This window comes from Streptomyces sp. NPDC006332 (assembly GCF_040612855.1).
Lineage (GTDB): Bacteria > Actinomycetota > Actinomycetes > Streptomycetales > Streptomycetaceae > Streptomyces.
On sequence record NZ_JBEXRA010000041.1, the window covers coordinates 24,669 to 42,336 of the forward strand.

Genomic DNA, 17,668 nt, shown 5'->3' on the forward strand with positions numbered 1-17,668 from the left:
GTGGTCACGTGTGCGGGTGCTGAGGCCCGCTACCGGTGACGCTGGTGGTGGAGCGCGAGCTAAGCGGACAGTTGTCCACCTGTCTTGCCAGCGTAACGGACAGCAGTCCGGTTGGCAATCGGGGGCGGTGTCCGCGGGATGCGGTACGCGGATCGCTTGCCAAGCGGACACCTGTCCACTACGGTGCGGGAGTCAAGCGGATAGCAGTCCGCTCAGCTCCGCCGGGACACCGTTTGCGGCGAGACCGGTGCCCTGTCAACGGCGTCGGCAGACCCCCCTTTTTTTGCGCCCGTCCGGTCGAGGTACACGGCTCATTGCGGACTCTCGGCCCATTTCGCGTGGAAGAGATTGGCAACAACATGACCGACACCCGCCTTCTGCTCCGTAACGGCCACGTCATCGACACCGAGCCCGAGCCGGTCGTCCACCGTGCCACGGACGTCCTGATCGAGGGCGGCCGGATCGCTGCCGTCGGCCCCGATCTGCCATCGGAGGGGGCCACCGTCATCGACGCAACCGACCGGATCGTGCTCCCCGGGTTCGTCGACACCCACCGGCACGTGTGGCAGGCGGCACTGCGCAGCGCCGCCGTGGACATGGACCTCATGGGATACCTCGGTGTCATGGGGCAGCTCGGTGCGCGGCTCCGGCCGCAGGACATCCACGCCGCGACCCTGGTCGGTGCGCTGGAGAGCCTCGACTCCGGCATCACCACCTTGATGGACTTCTCGCACGCGCTGCACACCCCCGAGCACGCGGACGCGGCCGTCGACGGCCTGCAGGCGTCCGGACTGCGCGCGGTGTTCGGCTACGGCTTCCCGCTCGCCGGAGCCGGGGACCACGACGACGTCCGCCGGATCCGTGCCGAGCGGCTGGAGGACGACGACGCGCTCGTCACCATGGCGCTCGCCCCGCTGGGGCCGTCCTACACGCCGGCCGAGGTGGTGGCCGGAGACTGGCGGCTGGCGGCCGGCCTGGGGCTGCCCGTGACGTTCCACGTCAGCGCCGGTCCCGTCGCGACGCATCCGGTCTCCGTCCTGCGGGAGCAGGGCCTGCTGGACGTCAAGGCCCTGTATGTGCACGGCAATTCGCTCGACGACGGCGAGCTGAAGCTGATCGCCGACTCGGGCGGCAAGGCCTCGGTCACGCCGGGCACCGAGGCGATGCTGAGCATCGGCCGGCCCGTCATCGGCCGTTATCGGCGCGCCGGAGTGACCGTCGGCCTGGGCGTCGACGCCGTCACCTCCACGCCCGGCGACATGTTCTCCCTGATGCGGGCGGCGCTGATCGTCAGCCAGGTCACCGACGCCGCCGAGCGGCTGAGCGTCAAGGACGTGCTGCGGATGGCCACCCTTGACGGTGCCGCCGCCCTCGGGCTGGCCGACCGGACCGGCTCGCTGCGCCCCGGCAAGCAGGCCGACGTCATCCTGCTGCGACTGGACGACCCCAACCTCCTCGGCGCTGAGCGGGACCCGATCGCGGCCGTCGTCACCGCCGCTCAGCCCCACAACGTGGACACGGTTGTCGTCGCCGGACGGATCGTTAAATCCGGAGGCAGGCTGATCAGCGGAGACCTCGCCCGGGCGGCCCAGGCCCTGCGGGCCACGGTGGCCCACGTCCGCGGCGACTGACACCCGCCCCAGGAACGGCCCGACGGTCGGCCGACGGGGCAGGCCGGTCCGGCCAGGCAACAGGCCCTCTCTTCGAAGGCCGGGCCATCTCTCTGAAACACGCACACCAGGAGCTGCAGCATGAACGGACGGTTGACAGGCAGGATCGCCGTGGTAACCGGAGGTGCCAGCGGAATCGGTCAGGCGATCGCGAAGAAACTGGCCTCCGAGGGCGCCGATGTCGCAGTCGCCGACATCAACCCGGCGGAGGAGACCAAGGAACTCGTCAAGGCAGCAGGGCAGCGGTTCTTCGGCGCACAGGTCGACGTCTCCGACGAGGGGCAGATGAACGCCTTCGCCGCACAGGTGCGGGACGCTCTGGGCTCGGTCGACATCGTCTCCAGCAACGCGGCACTCGTGGAACTGGTCGACTTCGACAACGCGACCTTCGGGAACTGGCTCAAGATCGTTTCAGTGAACGCCGGCGGCACGTTCCTGACGGCCAAAGTGTTCCTCGACCAGCTCAAGGACTCCCGCGCCGGACGGGTCATCAACATGACGACCACGGCCTACTGGGAAAACACTCCGTCGTTCATCTCGTACCTCTCCTCCAAGGGCGCCATCAACGGGCTCACCTATGCGCTGGCAGCCGACCTCGCGAAGTACGACATCACCGTCAACGCCGTGGCCCCCAGCGTGGTCCGGACCCCTTTCACACTCTCCAGGCTTCCTGAGCACGTGTTCGAGCATCACATGCAGCAGCAGGCCCTGAAGAGGCAGCAGACACCGGAGGACGTCGCCAACACGGTGGCGTTCCTGGCCTCCGACGAAGCGGCGTTCATCACCAGCCAAATCGTCGCCGTCGACGGAGGTCTCACCCGCCGCTGACCTTCACTCAGCCGCCCCGGGCGCGCGTTCGACACGGAGCCCCCTCCCGCACTGTTGGCGGGACGGGGCTCCGTGTCGAACGGCGTTGAGGAAAGGAAGCGAGGTCATGGCCCGGCACGTTCTTCGCCGGATGAAGTGCTTCCGCACACCCAGCAGTGCTTGTCAGAGGGTGCGGCCGAACAGGTCGAGCAGGCCCGCCCAGTGGCGCTCGTCCGCAGCCTTGTCGTACAAAGGCAGGAGATCGCTCGCCGAGAAGCCGTGCTGGGCGTTCGCGTACATCTCGCTGCGGTGGCGGACACCGGCCGCGGAGAGGACCGCGTTGAAGCGCCGGACATCCTCGGGCGGATTGACCGTGTCCTTGTCGCCGTTGGCGAAAAACACCTCAGCCTTGATGTGGCCGGCCATCAGGTGGGGGCTGTCAGGTGCGTCGGTGATCAGATGGGAGCCGTGGACGATGGCCGCGGCGGCGACCCGGTCCGGGTAGGACCCCGCCGTACGCAGGCACAGCATGCCCCCGTTGCAGTAGCCCGTGATTCCCGCCGGACCGCCCGTGGTGAACTCACTGGACTCCAGCCAGTCGAGCCAGACCAGGGCGTCGCGCATGGCGTCCGTCGGAGGCAGCGCCTGCGCCACCGGCGCCGCTTTGCCGACGATGTCCCACAGGATGTCCGCGGTGACGGCTTCGGGCATCTCCACGACGGGTGCCGGGCCGTTGCGGTAGAAGACGTTGGGAGCCAGCACCGTGTAGCCCGCCGACGCCAGTCGGTCCGCCATCCTCTTCATACTCGGACGCACGCCCATGATGTCGGTGTAGAAGAGGACGGACGGGTGCGGGGCGTTGTCGTCGGGGCGCGTCAGGTACGCGTCGGCGACGCCGTCCTGGGTGGCAAGCGTGAGGGCCGTCGAGTGGACTCCAGTCACGGGATTCTCCATTCATGGGGAGCGGAGCCTGGTCCTGGCGCTGCCACCGCTGAACGCGAATGGCTGCGCGGCAGGAGCGGCGAGGCCCGTCACTTCGCCCTGACGGTGTCGTGCGGAGTGCGCGGGGCGGCGAAAGCGGCGTCAAGGAGTTCCGGGCGTGCCCTGATGGACGCCTGACGCGGCGATGCAGGCCTCAAACGGGCGATCGTCCGATCGCGCCGACCGTACTGGACAGCCGTCCGCTTTGCAAGGTGATGTCTGCGGGCTACTGGGGCGGGGCCGATCACACAGACCGCAGTCGTACGTCGGCGTCCTCCCGCGGTACGACGTCATCTCCGGGGTTCAGTCCACGGGTCGACCGAATGGGCCCGTTCGTTTCCTAGCGTTGCCGGTGGAGCGCGGGGTCCACCCTTGAGGATTCATTATCAATTGTTAATGTCCCTTCAGTTATATTAACAAAGGTGACCTAGACCGCTGCGGAAGCTGCCCTGCCCGTTCCGGCGTCGAGCCCGCGTCCGAAAGGAAGAGATCATGACCACGATGTACCGCGAGCAGGCGCCTCCTTCCTCACCTGTTGTGCCGCGCCGCTCCCCGGCGACACCGTTGCTGGTTTTGCTGTGGGCCGGTGTGCCCGCGGTGGTCGCTCTGTGGTGGCAGGACACCGGATCGGTGGTAGGCGCTGCGGGCTGGCTGACCGCGGCAGGACGGATCGCGGGGCTGCTGTGCGGTTATGCCTGCGCGGTGCTCGTCGGCCTGATGGCCCGAGTGCCCCTGCTCGAGCGTCGGGTCGGCTCGGACCGGGTGGCCCGCTGGCACGCCATGGCCGGGCGGTACACCATCTCCTTGCTGGTCGCGCACGTAGTGCTGATCATCGCCGGGTACGCCGCCCAGGCCCACGTCTCCTTCCTGGACGAGGCGAACACCGTCATCTTCCACACCGACCGGGTCCTGCCCGCCGCCTTGGGCACGAGCGTCCTGTTCGCCGTCGGGATCCTCTCGGCGCGCGCCGTCCGTCGCCGTGTCAGTTACGAGTTCTGGTACTACGTGCACCTGCTGACGTACGGCGCGGTCTTCCTCTCCTTCGGGCACCAGATCCTGCTCGGTGCCCAACTCGCCGGGAACTCGGTCGCGAAGGGCGCCTGGTTCGCCATGTACCTGAGTGCCCTGGCGCTGGTGGTGTGGTTCCGGGTCCTCACCCCGGTGTGGCTCAACCTGCGTCACCGGCTGAGGGTCGAGTCGGTGCACCAGGAGGCGCGGGGCGTGTGGTCCGTCGTCGTACGGGGTCGGCACCTGGAAAAACTGGGTGCCGAGCCCGGGCAGTTCTTCCGGTGGCGGTTCCTCACCAGCGGCATGTGGTGGACGTCGACGCCGTACTCGTTGTCCGCGCCACCCCGCAGCGCGCAGCTGCGCATCACGGTCAAGGCGCTCGGCAACCACAGCACGTCGGTGTCGCGTCTGCGGCCGGGCACCCGGGTGTGGGCGGCGGGCCCCTACGGTTCGTTCACCGCCGGGCGCCAGGCCGCGGGCAGGTCTCTGCTGATCGGTGCCGGAGTGGGCATCACCCCGCTGCGTGCCCTCTTCGAGACGCTGCCGGGCGAGGTGACGCTGCTGTACCGGGCTCACTCGGCCGAGGATCTGGCCCTCGGCGCTGAACTGGAGTCGATAGCCCGATGGCGCGGCGCCAAGGTGCTCTACGCCCTCAACCGCGAGGACGGCTCACGGCCTCGGCTCACCCCCGGCACGCTGCACGGCATGGTGCCCGAACTCGCCGACCACGACGTGTACCTGTGCGGGCCGTCCGGCTTTGCCGAGCACATGTACGAGGTGCTGCACGCGGCGGGGATCCCGGACCGTCGTATCCACCACGAGTCTTTCGAACTGTGAGGTAGTCGTGCACCCGTTGAAGAGGAACAGCTCGCTGCGCCGGATCGTCCTGGCCTGTGTCGCCACCGTCTCCGGAGTGGTGCTTGTGCTGTCGCTGAAGCCGCACTCGTCGCCCGGGATCACGGTGGCCGCGCCGGCCCCGTCCGGCGGTGGCCACACGGCGCCCGGGCCGGTCGGTCCAAGTGCTTCCCGCGGCTCGGGCGGCGATTCGGGGACGGCAAGTCCGCGCAAGAGTCCAGGCGGCGGATCGACCTCGACGGTCACGAAGACTGTCACCGGTGACCCGGCCGAGACGATATTCGGCCCGGTGCAGGTCCGTATCTCCCTCAAGGACGGCAAGATCACCAAAGCTGAGGCTGTGACGTATCCGAAGGCCAACGCTCTGGAGGAGCAGCTCAATGAGTTCGCCGTCCCGCAGCTGAACCAGGAAGCACTCAAAGCGCAGAGCGCGAACATTGATGTGGTGACCGGGGCTACGTACACGAGCCAGGGCTACGCGCAGTCACTTCAGTCGGCTCTGGACTCAACGAAGGGCTGAACAGGCGCCCACCTGCGCTGACGTCGTCTCGCTGCCCCGTGTCACTCACTCGATTTAAGTGAACACTGTCTTCTTGTTAAGAGGACAGCGTTCGGATAACTTGACCGCGGATGAATGAGCCGAGCACACCGTCAGGCATGCAGCCGGGTGATCACGCTCGGATTCGACCGCATCCGCATGGAAAGGGGAGGCTGATCATGGCCCCAGTGACGTCCGGTACCGTCACCCTGATCATCAACGGCGAGAAGTGCACGTTGACCGTGGACCATCGCACGACCCTGCTGGACGCACTGCGTGAGCGACTCGAACTGACCGGCACCAAGAAGGGCTGTGACCAGGGGCAGTGCGGCGCTTGCACCGTCCTGCTCGACGGCCGCCGGGCCGTGTCCTGCCTCCAACTGGCGGTGGCCGCAGAGGACCGTGAGATCACGACGATCGAGGGTCTGGCCAAGGACGGCCGACTGCACCCGGTGCAGCAGGCGTTCCTCGACCTGGACGGCTACCAGTGCGGCTACTGCACCCCTGGGCAGATCTGTTCGGCCGTCGCGGTGATCGAGGAGCACGCGGCGGGCTGGCCCAGCGCCGTCAGCGGCGACGTGCGGCCCGAGGCGGAGCCGGTGCCACTGAGCCCGGAGGAGATCCGGGAGCGGATGAGCGGCAACCTGTGCCGCTGCGGCGCGTACGTGGCCATCGTCGAAGCCGTCGGCCAGGCCGCGGCGACAACCGCGGAGCAGAGCGGGACCGAGGAGGTCGCGGCGGCATGAGGGAGTTCGGGTATCAGAAGGCGGCAGATGTCGCCGGTGCGGTGGCGCTGCTCGACGCCGATCCGGAGGCACGGTTCCTGGGCGGTGGCACCAACCTCGTCGACCTGATGAAGACGGGCGTCGAGCGGCCCGCGCGGCTCGTCGACGTACGTGAACTTCCGCTGAATCGTATCGAGTTGACCGACGACGACGGTGGCCTGCGCATCGGGGCGACCGTCACCAACAGCGACCTCGCCGCCCACGAGGAAGTCCGGCGGCGCTACCCGGCACTGGCGCAGGCCGTGTTGGCCGGAGCCTCCGGACAGCTGCGCAACATGGCCACCGTCGGCGGCAACCTACTCCAGCGCACCCGCTGCGGCTACTTCACCGACGTGACCAAGCCCTGCAACAAGCGCGTCCCCGGCAGCGGCTGTCCCGCCATCGAGGGCGAGCACCACAACCACGCTATCCTGGGCGCCTCCCAGCAGTGCGTGGCCACCCATCCCTCCGACATGGCCGTGGCCCTGACCGCCTTCGATGCCGTCGTGTCGTACGAGGCGGCCGACGGCCCCGGTGAGTTGCCGCTCGCCGACTTCTATCTCCCGGTGCGCGACACCCCGCAGCGGGAAACCGCACTGCCGCCGGGCGCTCTGATCACCGGTGTGACCCTGCCTGCCGCCCAGGTCGCCGCCCACTCCCGCTACCGCAAGGTGCGCGAGCGGGCCTCGTACGCCTTCGCGATCGGCTCGATCGCCGCCGCGCTCAACGTCCAGGACGGTGTCGTGACGGATGCGCGTCTGGCGTTCGGAGCGGTCGCCTCCCGACCGTGGCGCGCTCGCGTCGCCGAGGAGACGCTGACCGGGTCGCCGGCCGACGCGGTGAGTTTCGCTGCGGCCGCAGACGCCGAGCTCGCGGCCGCCACGCCGCTGGCGCACAACGCCTACAAGGTGCGACTGATGCACAACCTCGTAGTGGTCGTGCTGACCGAACTGGCCCAGGAGATCGCCCGATGAGCACGACAACAGAGGTCCAGGGAAAGGCCGTCGGACTCCCGCACGTCCGAGTGGAGGGCCGTGACAAGGTCACCGGTGCCGCTCGTTACGCCGGGGAGGTTCCCTTCCCTGGCCTCGTCCACGGCTGGCTGGTGCTGTCCACCATCGCACGAGGCCGGATCCGCTCTGTCGATACGGCTCATGTCCTCGGCATGTCCGGTGTGCTCGCGGTCCTGCATCACGGCAACGCCCTTCCGGTGGACGCCGGCTTCATCATCCCGCTGCTCGGAGCCCCGCCCGACTCGACCGTCGGTCTCTTCCAGCACGACCGGGTGCCCTACCTGGGGTGGCCGGTGGCACTGGTGGTCGCCGAGACACCCGAGCAGGCACGTGAGGCCGCCGAGGTGCTCACGGTGACATACGAGGAGGACCCGCACGACGTCGCCTTCTCCTACGACCGCCCGGACGTCTACCCACTGGTCGGCCCCCTGCGGCCGGCGCAGGAGGAGAAGGGGGACCTCGACGCCGAACTGGCGGCGTCCGCCGTCGTCCTCGACGCCGAATACACCACTCCCCAGGAGCACCACACCGCGATGGAGCCCCACGTGGTCACGGCCCACTGGGACGAGGACCGCCTCGAAGTCCTCGACTCGAACCAGGGCAGCCCCTTCATCGCCGAGCACCTCTCCAAACTCTTCTCACTCGACCCTGCCTCCGTCCGGGTGCGGACCGAGCATGTGGGAGGCGCGTTCGGCAGCAAGGCGGACGTCCGTGCGCACCATGTGGCCGCCGTGATGGCCGCGCGCATGCTGAGCCGGCCGGTCCGCGTGGTGCTGACCCGTCGCCAGATGTTCTCCCTGACGGGCTACCGCAGCCCCACGATCCAGCGGATCCGGCTCGGGGCGGACACCGAGGGCAAGCTACGGGCGCTGGAGCACCGCTCTTTGTGCCTGACCTCGACCACGTACGAGTTCGTCGAAGCGGGCACCATGATGACCCGGGTGATGTACGACGCCGACGCACACCACACGGTCAACCTGGCAGTGCGCCTGGACGTACCGACCCCCTCCTTCATGCGCGCACCGGGAGAAGCACCGGGGTCGTTCGCGCTGGAATGCGCGATGGACGAACTCGCCGAGAAATGCGGCATCGACCCGATCGAACTGCGCCTGCGCAACGAACCCGAGCAGGGGCCGCTCTCCGGACTGCCCTTCAGCAGCCGTAACCTTGTCGCCTGCTTCCGTGAGGGAGCCCGCAGGTTCGGCTGGGCCGAGAGGGACCCCCGTCCCGGTGTGCGCCGCGAAGGGCGCTGGCTGCTTGGGACCGGCACGGCGGCGGCCACCTACCCAGCAGGGGTCGCGCCGTCCTCGGCCGCGGTGACGGCACACCCGGACGGAACCTTCACCGTGCGGATCGCGGCGTCGGACATCGGAACCGGGGCCCGCACCGCGCTCACCCTCGTCGCCGCCGACGCGCTGGAGGTGGCCCCGGAGTGTGTCCGCGTCCATATCGGCGACAGTGACTTCGGGCCGGCGATGGTGGGAGCGGCTTCGATGGGAACGCGTTCCTGGGCCTGGGCCGTCAGGATCGCGGTGGGGGAACTCCGGGAGCGGCTGGCTTCGGACGCGACCATTCCACCAGAGGGCATCACGGCGCGCGCCAACAGTCTCGCGGGGGTCGGAGCTCTCCACCAGCAGCCGAAGGAACGGCATGCTTTCGGAGCGCAGTTCGCCGAAGTCGCTGTGGACCCCGCCACGGGTGAGGTGCGCGTGCGACGCATGCTCGGCATCTTCGCGACCGGCCGCATCGTCAATCCGCTCACCGCCCGCAGCCAGTTCATCGGCGGTATGACCTGGGGCCTGTCCATGGCCCTGCACGAGGAGGCGGCCATGGACGCCGCCACGGGTGGCCTGGTCGGTGCGGACCTCGCCGGATACCACATCTCCTCGCACGCCGACGTACCCGCCATAGAGGCGGACTGGGTGGACGACCCGGACCCGGACGACCCCGTGGGGATCAAGGGCCTCGGTGAGATCGGCAACGTGGGAGCCGCCGCGGCGATCGCCAATGCCGTCTGGCACGCGACGGGAGTGCGTCACCGTCACCTGCCGATCCGGCCCGACCGCATTCTTCTGGCAACACAACGTGCGTGAAGAGACCAGAGAGTTGAGCCGCCAGACTCGAGGGCAACTATGAAACCCCGCCGACTCAGAGGTGAGACACCTTTGGACACCAGGAATGGTCGGCAGGCCGCGGCGCCGGGCGGCCCCGAGGGGAACGAGCGGCTGACCGCCGCGACCGGTGCGGTACTGCTGGTCCTGTTCGCCGTCGAGGGTGTCACCATCCCTTTGCTCGGGCAGCTGCTCACGCTGCACTTCTTCGTGGGGCTGCTGCTGATCGGTCCGGTCTGCCTCAAGATCGGTTCGACCGGCTACCGGTTCTATCGCTACTACACGGGATCGTCCCCATACCGTCGCAAGGGGCCGCCGGCACCCTTGTTGCGCGTGCTCGCCCCACTCGTCGTGATCACCAGCGTCACAGTCCTGGGCACAGGGGTGGCACTGGGCCTGCTCGGGCCCGGCGGCAGTGGTTCGGATTCCGTGCTCATGCTGCACAGAGCGAGCTTCCTCGCCTGGCTCGCCGTCATGACCGTGCATGTCCTCGCTTATGTGTGGCGCCTGCCGCGCCTCATCGGCGCCGACCTGCGTCAGCGCCCGGGGCGCGACGGAGAGGTGATCTCGTGGCGTGCCGGACGGGCGTCGCTGCTGGCGGTGTCCCTGGGCGCAGGGCTGGTCGTGGCGCTCGCGGGAGTTCACATGGTCTCCGGATGGAACTGACAACGCGTGGCCCTGCAGCCGGACCCTGGGTTCAGGCCTGGCCCGAGACCAGTTCCACAACTGTCACGTCCGAAGGGGCACCGACGCGGGTCGGCGGGCCCCACGCGCCGGCACCCCGGGACACGTACAGTTGCGTGTCGCCGTACCGTTCCAGGCCCGCCACCGTCGGGTTGGCCAGCTCGGCGACGTAGTTCATCGGCCATAGCTGACCGCCGTGGGTGTGCCCCGACAGCTGCAGGTCCACTCCCTGCCGCACGGCCTCGTCCACGAAGACCGGCTGGTGTGCCAGCAGGACCGATGTCCGCGACGGGTCACGGCCTTTCAGCGCGGCCGTGAGGTCGGGTCCGTCGCCGTGGTTCTCACCGGTCACGTCGTTCACTCCGGCGAGATCGAAGGCCGGAAGTTCCATCCGCTGGTTCGCCAGCAGCGTCAGCCCCAGTTCCTGGACATGCTCGGTCCACTGCTGGGCGCCGGAGATGTATTCGTGGTTGCCTGTCACGAAGTACGTACCGTGGCGCGCCCGCAACCCGCCGATCGGTTCGACCGCATTCCCCAGGTCTTCCACCGACCCGTCCACCAGGTCGCCGACCACGGCGATCAGGTCCGGCTGGGTCGCGTTCACGGTCGACACGACCTTCTCGGCGAAACCCCGCCCCAGAACCGGTCCCAGATGGACGTCGCTGACCACCGCGATCCGGAAGCCGTGCGCGGATCTGGGCAGCTTCGCCAGCGGCACCTGCACCCGCTTCACCCGCGGTCCGCGCAGCACCCCGTACGTTCCGTATCCGACCGTGCCGACCGCCACAGCGGCCGACGCCCCGCCGACCAACCGCGCCGCGAACATCCGCCGGGACAGGTCCGCGGGCGCTTCGCCGCCGGTGTCGGTCGCGGACTGGGGGACGGGCGCCGGAGCGGGCTCGTCGTCGGCAACCGCGAACGGTTCGGGGACCGGCGCCGGCGTACCGGTCGACGTCCGCGCGGCCCGGCGCCGCAGCCACCATGTCAGTGCGGGTCGGATTCCCTCGCCGGCGAGGACACCGAGGAGAAGGTAGAGGGCGACAGCGACCCACAGGTAGGCGGGCCATGAGAGGACCCGGACCAGCGGGAACGGCAGGCCGATCCACGAGCCGAGGAAGGCCGTCACCATGAACACGGGCCCCGCCACGAACACCGTGGTCCCGAGCCGCCGCCACATCGTGCCGGGTACGCTCGCCTCCCGGACGGTTCGGCGCCACACGTACCAGTGCAGACCGCCCAGCACCCCCACGACCACCGGGATGACCAGGACGAAGACGATTCCCACGGTGTAGCAGCCCTCTCAGATGTTTGACGTCTTGCGTGCGACGCCACGGTGTTCCGCGCGGGTCCCCGGCGGGCGTTGCCTACGCGAGACCGACCATGGCCGCGCTCTCGCGCCACAGGAGGTCCTGAGCGTCTCGGCTCCGCGCCAGTTCCGAGGGGTCGGGGAAGGTCGGATCACCCTTGACCAGGGATACGTAGGTGCGGCCGGGGGGCGGGGTGACGGTCCCGAGAGCGACCTCGGCCAGCATTTCGCCGGAGCGTTCGGCTGTGCCCATGACGTATTCGGGCTTGAAGAAGCCGGCGACGCGGAAGACCGTGCGCATCAGAACCGTGAGGAGTACGCGCCTGGCACGCGAGGCCTCACGGCCGAGCGAGGTGCCACCGGTTAGACCGGGATTGAAGGCGACCACAGAGATGTCGCGGGCCTCGACCTCGTCCAGCGACGCGAAGGACAGCGCGGTGAGCATGTTGCAGAGCTTGGACGACGAATAGGCGCGCACGCCGATACCCTTGCTCGGGTGCGCCAGCTCCTGCGGCTCAAGGGTCTTGGGCCCGATCGGGGTGATCTTGGGATCATGGGTGTCGCTCGTGGTGATCACCAGGCGGCCATGGTCGGCCATGCGCGGCATCAGGAGCCGGGCCAGCAGATAGTGAGCCAGATGGTTGACCGCGAAGGTCAACTCAAAGCCGTCCGCGCTCTGTTGGTCCCCACCGACGGCCTGCCTGCCGGCGTTGAGGATGAGGATGTCGATGCGAGCATCCCCCAGCTGCCGTGTCACCGCGTCGGCGAATGCGCGGACACTGGCGAGCGAGGCGAGGTCGAGGGGTATGACCTCCGCGCCGCGCGGCACCCTTCCGCTTCCACGGGCACCGATGATTACCCTGGTGTCCGGGTGGGCGGCGATGCACTGCACCGCATGGGCGCCGAGCCCGGCTGTGGCGCCGGTCATGACGACAACACGCTGCGGTGTCACTTCGTCCATGGCTGGTTGTCCCGTCCTGATCAATGGGGGAGGGCTGTCGCCGCAGTCTCGATCGCGGCCCGCGGGTGACCGCTCACCGCCGGTTGCGGGCACGGCGTCACCTCTGAGAACATTGTTAATATAACCCTTCAGATATTGTCAATTGATAAGGACTGAGGTGTCGAGATCGGCCAACCGCTCGCACGGGCCGGGCGGGACCACTTCGCCCGTGACGGGCCACCAACTGCTCGCCGGGTTCGCGGGCCTGCGCAAGGGCCTGAGGCAATGGATGCAGATGAACATGCCCGCCGGTGACGGCGGGATGACGGTGCCCCGCGCCACCCTGCTCCTGGGCCTGACCCTCAAGAACGAACCAGCCGGCATGAGCGAACTCGGCGAGTCTCTGGGCATGTCCCCCCGCAACATGACCGTCCTGGTGGACGGACTGGAGAAAGAGGGCCTGGTCCGTCGGGTCAGCCATCCGCACGACCGTCGGATCAAGCTGGTCGAGCTCACCGAGGCGGGCACGCGGGTGGCGCAGCAGGAACTCGCCCCCTCGCATGCGGCTGCCGCGGCACTCTTCGACGACTTCACACCCGAAGAACGGGCCGAACTGCTCCGACTGCTGACAAAGGTCGGCGACTCCCTGCGCGCACGCGGAATCGAGACACCCTCCCACCCGCAGGACTGACCCCGACCCCGAATGGCAGTTCGTCGACTGTGTCCGGCCTCGCAGGTCAGGCCGGACACAGTCGACGAGGGAGATCACCTGGGAGGTGAGTCGCGTTGAGTTCACTGTCATCCTGGCGCAAGCATCCGCTGACCATGGACGTGCTCCTTGCTGCTGCGGTGTACGGGATCTCGATGCTGGTCCCGGTCATGGACGGCAGTGGTCGGCCGTTGACCGCAGGAGGGGCGTTCCTCGGGGCAGTCACCTGTGCCTCGCTGGTCTTCCGACGGCGCTGGCCGCCGGCGGTGCTCCTCGTGACCGCCTCTGGAACGGCGGTCTACCTGGCATCCAGCGCATCCAAGAGCCCGCTGATGCCCGCCACGATGGTCGCGATGTACGCCTGCGCTCTGCATCGGCCCCGGCGCGAGGCGCTGTTGGAGGTCGGCGTCGTCGCGGCGCTGCTGACCGGGGTGAGTGTGGTGTTCGGCCATCGCGGATGGATGGGCCCGGAGAGCGTCGCTCTGATCGCGCTGAGCGCGTCGGCCGCGGCGGCCGGGATGGCGGTCCGTAACCGGCGTGCCTACGTCGCCGCGGTCGAGGAGCGGGCGCGGCGGGCGGAGCGGACGCGGGAGGAGGAAGCTCGCCGCCGGGTCATCGACGAGCGGCTGCGGATCGCTCGCGAGCTTCACGACGTCCTGGCCCACCACATCGCGCTCATCAACGTGCAGGCGGCGGTGGTGGAGCACGTGATGGAGACGGAACCCCGACAGGCCAGGGAGTCCCTTGCGCACATCCGGCGGGCCGCCCGGTCCTCACTGGAGGAGGTCCGCACCACGCTCGGGCTGCTCCGTCAGCCGGACGCCGCCCCGGACGAGGCGGTCGTGGAGCCGTCCCCCGGACTGGACTCCCTGCCCGACCTGATCGCGGACTTCACATCCGCCGGCCTCATCGTCGATCAGAAGGTCGCCGGAACGCCCGTCGACCTGCCCGCGGCTGTGGGCCTCACCGCGTACCGGGTTGTCCAGGAGGGCCTGACAAACGCAAGCAGGCACGCGTCCCGCCCGCATGCCGAGCTGGAGCTCGACTTCCTGCCGTCCGCACTGCGGATCACCATGCGCAACCCGACTGACCCCGGACCGCGGCCGCGGTCCTCCCGTCCGGGTTCGCTGGAACTCGGGGAGGGCGGACATGGACTGCTCGGGATGCGTGAACGCGCACACGCCGTCGGCGGCACGTTCGCGACACAGATGACGGAGGGCCGGTTCGAGGTCTGTGTCCTCCTGCCGCACAAGGGAACAGGAACATGACGATCAAGATCGTGCTCGCCGACGACCAGGAACTGGTCAGGGCCGGCTTCAAGGTGCTGGTGAACGCCACGCCCGACATGGAGGTGGTGGGCGAGGCGTCCGACGGACACGAGGCCGTCCGGCTCGCCGCCGAGGCGGACGTCGTACTGATGGACATCCGGATGCCCGGCTCGGACGGCCTCACCGCCACTCGTAGAATCACCTCCGCGCTGCCGCACGTCCGCGTCCTGGTGCTGACCACGTTCGAAGTCGACGAATACGTGTTCACCGCTCTGCGCAGCGGGGCCAGCGGGTTCCTCGGCAAGGGCGTGGACCCGAATGAACTGCAGCAGGCGATCCGTCTGGTGGCCAGGGGCGAGCAGTTGCTGTCCCCTGGCGCGACGCGGGCGCTGATCGCCCGGTTCCTGCGCGGGCCCCTGCAGGACGCGGACGCGGCCACCGAGCGCCTCGCGGTCCTCACCGGGCGGGAGCGCGAAGTTCTCATGCTGGTGGCGGCCGGGCTCGGCAACGACGAGATCGCCCGAGGGCTGGGGATCAGCCCGTACACCGCCAAGACGCACGTGAACCGGACACAGGCCAAGCTCAAGGCGCACGACCGGGCGCAGCTCGTCATGCTCGCCTACGAGACCGGCCTCGTCCGGCCGGGTTCGCCCCCTGCCGCGTAGGCCGTTTATCCCTAGGGCGTACGGCGGTACTGCGATCGCGGTACGGCCGATACCGTCCGCCAGAGGGACAATTGGCGGACGCGGGCGCGCGAGATTGGAAAGCACGATTTGTTCGGCCTCGCTCGTCAGGAGTTCCTCTTGTCCGCCCTTGCCCGCTGGTGCTATCGGCACCGGCTCCTCGTCGTGCTGCTTTGGGTAGCCGTGCTTGGCGGTGTGGGCATCGCCTCAACCGCCGCCGGCACCAAGGCCAGCGACAGTTTCTCCCTCCCCGGTACCGAGTCGTCCAAGGCGCTCGAACTGCTGCAGGAAACGATGCCCGCTCAGTCCGGCGCCACTGCGACCGTCGCGTGGGAGTCGCAAGGCAGCGTCCGCGACACCGCCGTCAAGGACCGGATGACCACCACTCTCGATCAGCTCGCCAAGATCCCGGAAGTGGCCGCGATCACCAGCCCGTACAGCGAGCAGGGCGCGAAGCAGATCAGCAAAGACGGGCACATCGCCTACGCAGCGGTGAACTTCACCAAGCAGAGCATGGACCTGGAGAAGGCCGACCTCGAGAAGTTCGTCGACACGGCCGAGAAGGCCCGTGGTGACGGCCTGAAGGTGGAGCTCGGCGGCGACCCGATCAGCCAGGTGCAGGACTCCGGGCAGAGCCTCAGCGAACTCGTCGGCGTCGTCGCCGCCGCGATCGTATTGTTCGTGGCGTTCGGCTCGCTGTTCGCGATGCTGCTGCCGATCGCCACCGCGATCGCCGGAGTCGGCGTCGGCCTCATGACCGTCACCCTGCTCACCCATGTCATGAACATCGGCGACGTCGGTCCCATCCTCGGCGCGCTGATCGGTCTCGGTGTCGGCATCGACTACGCGCTGTTCATCGTCACGCGGCACCGGTCGAACATGAAGAACGGCATGGAGATCGAGGCCTCGGTCATCAAGGCCATCGACACCTCCGGCCGCGCGGTGCTGTTCGCGGGCGGCACCGTCGTTGTCGCCCTGTTCGGCCTGTTCGTGCTCGGCGTGGACTTCCTCAACGGTATGGCCGTGGCTTCGGCGACCGCAGTCTTCTTCACCGTCCTCTCCGCGGTCACCCTGCTGCCCGCGCTGCTCGGCTTCATCGGCAAGCGGGTGCTGAGCCGTCGCGAACGCCGCGCGCAGACCGACCTCCCCGAGAACCGGCCCGGCATGTGGGCTCGCTGGGCCGTGATCGCCGAACGGCGCCGAGTGATCCTTTCGGTGATCTCCCTGGCGGTGGTCACCGTGCTCGCCCTGCCGGTGCTCTCGCTGCGGCTGGGCTCCTCCGACGCCGGTAACGACCCAGCGGACACCACCACCCGCAAGGCGTACGACATGCTGGCCGAGGGCTTCGGCCCCGGCTTCAACGGCCCGCTCCAACTCGTCGCGGAGACGCCCGCAGCGCCCGATCGGCAGGCCCTGGAGACCCTGGCCACACAGGTCTCCGACGACAAGGGCGTCGCCGCGGTCACGACGCTGCCGGCCAAGCCGGGCGCCAAGATCGGCATCGTCCAGGTCTACCCGAAGACGTCGCCGCAGTCCGCGGATACCGCGGATCTGATCAACCACCTCCGCGACGACGTGATCCCGCAGGCCGAGAAGGGCACCACGCTCCAGGTCTACGTGGGCGGCCAGACCGCGATCTTCGACGACTTCGCCGACGTACTGACGGGCAAGCTCCCGTTGTTCCTCACGGTCATCGTCGCGCTCGGCTGCGTGTTGCTGCTCCTCGCGTTCCGCAGCCTGATGGTGCCGGTCGTCGCCGCCGTCATGAACATCCTCGCCACCGCCGCCTCCTTCGGCGTGATCGTCGCGTTCTTCCAGTACGGCTGGGGCTCGGAACGGCTCGGTTGGGGCGCCGCCGGACCTGTCGAAGCGTTTCTGCCGGTCATCATGCTCTCGGTCCTGTTCGGCCTGTCGATGGACTATCAGGTGTTCCTCGTCAGCCGTATGCACGAGGAATGGATCCACAGCCGCGACAACAAGCGGGCCGTGTCAGTGGGCATCGCCGAGACCGGGCGCGTGATCACCGCCGCGGCGACCATCATGTTCTGCGTGTTCATCGCGTTCTCGTTCGGGGGCCAGCGGATCGTCGCCGAGTTCGGGATCGGCCTGGCCGCCGCCGTGGCGATCGACGCGTTCGTCCTGCGGACGGTCCTGGTTCCGGCCACGATGTACCTGCTCGGCAGGGCCAACTGGTGGATTCCCGCCTGGCTCGACAAGCGCCTTCCGCACCTGTCCGTCGAAGGGCCCGCGGAGAAGGTCGAGGAGAGCCGGGAACCCGAGCCGATTGCTCGTTGATCCCCGATGTCGTTGAGCCGTTCGTGCCCTGCTCCG

15 protein-coding genes are annotated in these 17,668 nt (G+C 68.7%); 12 read left to right on the forward strand and 3 right to left on the reverse strand.

The features are described from left to right. Positions 1-359: 359 nt before the first annotated feature. A complete protein-coding gene (locus ABZ027_RS30270; RefSeq protein WP_356773773.1) occupies positions 360-1,631 on the forward strand; it encodes an amidohydrolase family protein in 1,272 nt (423 codons plus the stop codon). Between the two features lie 120 nt (positions 1,632-1,751). Further along, a complete protein-coding gene (locus ABZ027_RS30275; protein ID WP_356773774.1) occupies positions 1,752-2,498 on the forward strand; it encodes an SDR family oxidoreductase in 747 nt (248 codons plus the stop codon). Between the two features lie 162 nt (positions 2,499-2,660). Here the strand turns inward: ABZ027_RS30275 and ABZ027_RS30280 are convergent, their stop codons facing one another. Then, positions 2,661-3,419, reverse strand: a complete 759-nt coding sequence (locus tag ABZ027_RS30280; protein WP_356773775.1) for a dienelactone hydrolase family protein — start codon at positions 3,417-3,419, stop codon at positions 2,661-2,663. A gap of 531 nt (positions 3,420-3,950) precedes the next feature. On the opposite strand from ABZ027_RS30280, the gene ABZ027_RS30285 reads away from it, so the two are divergent. The 6 genes from ABZ027_RS30285 (at position 3,951) to ABZ027_RS30310 (ending at position 10,413) form a co-directional block, all read left to right on the forward strand. After that, the gene (locus ABZ027_RS30285; RefSeq protein WP_356773776.1) at positions 3,951-5,303 is read left to right on the forward strand and encodes a ferredoxin reductase family protein; all 1,353 of its coding nucleotides are present in this window, start codon (positions 3,951-3,953) and stop codon (positions 5,301-5,303) included. A 7-nt stretch (positions 5,304-5,310) separates the two neighbouring features. Then, positions 5,311-5,841 (forward strand): FMN-binding protein, encoded by a 531-nt coding sequence (locus ABZ027_RS30290; protein WP_356773777.1) that lies wholly within the window; start codon positions 5,311-5,313, stop codon positions 5,839-5,841. Between the two features lie 197 nt (positions 5,842-6,038). Next, complete coding sequence (locus tag ABZ027_RS30295; RefSeq protein ID WP_356773778.1) at positions 6,039-6,605, forward strand: 2Fe-2S iron-sulfur cluster-binding protein; 567 nt, start codon at positions 6,039-6,041, stop codon at positions 6,603-6,605. After that, the gene (locus tag ABZ027_RS30300; protein ID WP_356773779.1) at positions 6,602-7,597 is read left to right on the forward strand and encodes a xanthine dehydrogenase family protein subunit M; all 996 of its coding nucleotides are present in this window, start codon (positions 6,602-6,604) and stop codon (positions 7,595-7,597) included. Before ABZ027_RS30295 ends, ABZ027_RS30300 begins: the two co-directional genes overlap by 4 nt. Then, complete coding sequence (locus tag ABZ027_RS30305; protein ID WP_356773780.1) at positions 7,594-9,729, forward strand: xanthine dehydrogenase family protein molybdopterin-binding subunit; 2,136 nt, start codon at positions 7,594-7,596, stop codon at positions 9,727-9,729. Before ABZ027_RS30300 ends, ABZ027_RS30305 begins: the two co-directional genes overlap by 4 nt. A gap of 72 nt (positions 9,730-9,801) precedes the next feature. Next, entirely contained in the window at positions 9,802-10,413 is a 612-nt protein-coding gene (locus tag ABZ027_RS30310) for a hypothetical protein (protein ID WP_356773781.1), read from the forward strand. Between the two features lie 31 nt (positions 10,414-10,444). Here ABZ027_RS30310 and ABZ027_RS30315 read toward each other — a convergent pair whose 3' ends face one another. Continuing rightward, positions 10,445-11,716, reverse strand: coding sequence for a metallophosphoesterase (locus ABZ027_RS30315; protein ID WP_356773782.1), 1,272 nt, complete (start codon positions 11,714-11,716; stop codon positions 10,445-10,447). A gap of 79 nt (positions 11,717-11,795) precedes the next feature. Continuing rightward, a complete protein-coding gene (locus tag ABZ027_RS30320) occupies positions 11,796-12,698 on the reverse strand; it encodes an SDR family NAD(P)-dependent oxidoreductase (protein WP_356773783.1) in 903 nt (300 codons plus the stop codon). Positions 12,699-12,906: 208 nt separating this feature from the next. Between ABZ027_RS30320 and ABZ027_RS30325 the strand changes: the two genes are divergently transcribed. The 4 genes from ABZ027_RS30325 to ABZ027_RS30340 all read left to right on the forward strand — a co-directional run bounded on the left by ABZ027_RS30325 (position 12,907) and on the right by ABZ027_RS30340 (position 17,632). Beyond that, complete coding sequence (locus ABZ027_RS30325; RefSeq protein WP_356773784.1) at positions 12,907-13,368, forward strand: MarR family transcriptional regulator; 462 nt, start codon at positions 12,907-12,909, stop codon at positions 13,366-13,368. Between the two features lie 95 nt (positions 13,369-13,463). Beyond that, positions 13,464-14,654 (forward strand): histidine kinase, encoded by a 1,191-nt coding sequence (locus ABZ027_RS30330; RefSeq protein ID WP_356773785.1) that lies wholly within the window; start codon positions 13,464-13,466, stop codon positions 14,652-14,654. Next, positions 14,651-15,319: a response regulator transcription factor gene (locus ABZ027_RS30335; protein ID WP_356773786.1), complete on the forward strand. Its 669-nt coding sequence runs from the start codon at positions 14,651-14,653 to the stop codon at positions 15,317-15,319. Before ABZ027_RS30330 ends, ABZ027_RS30335 begins: the two co-directional genes overlap by 4 nt. A gap of 213 nt (positions 15,320-15,532) precedes the next feature. After that, positions 15,533-17,632, forward strand: coding sequence for an MMPL family transporter (locus ABZ027_RS30340; RefSeq protein ID WP_356773787.1), 2,100 nt, complete (start codon positions 15,533-15,535; stop codon positions 17,630-17,632). Positions 17,633-17,668 lie beyond the last annotated feature (36 nt).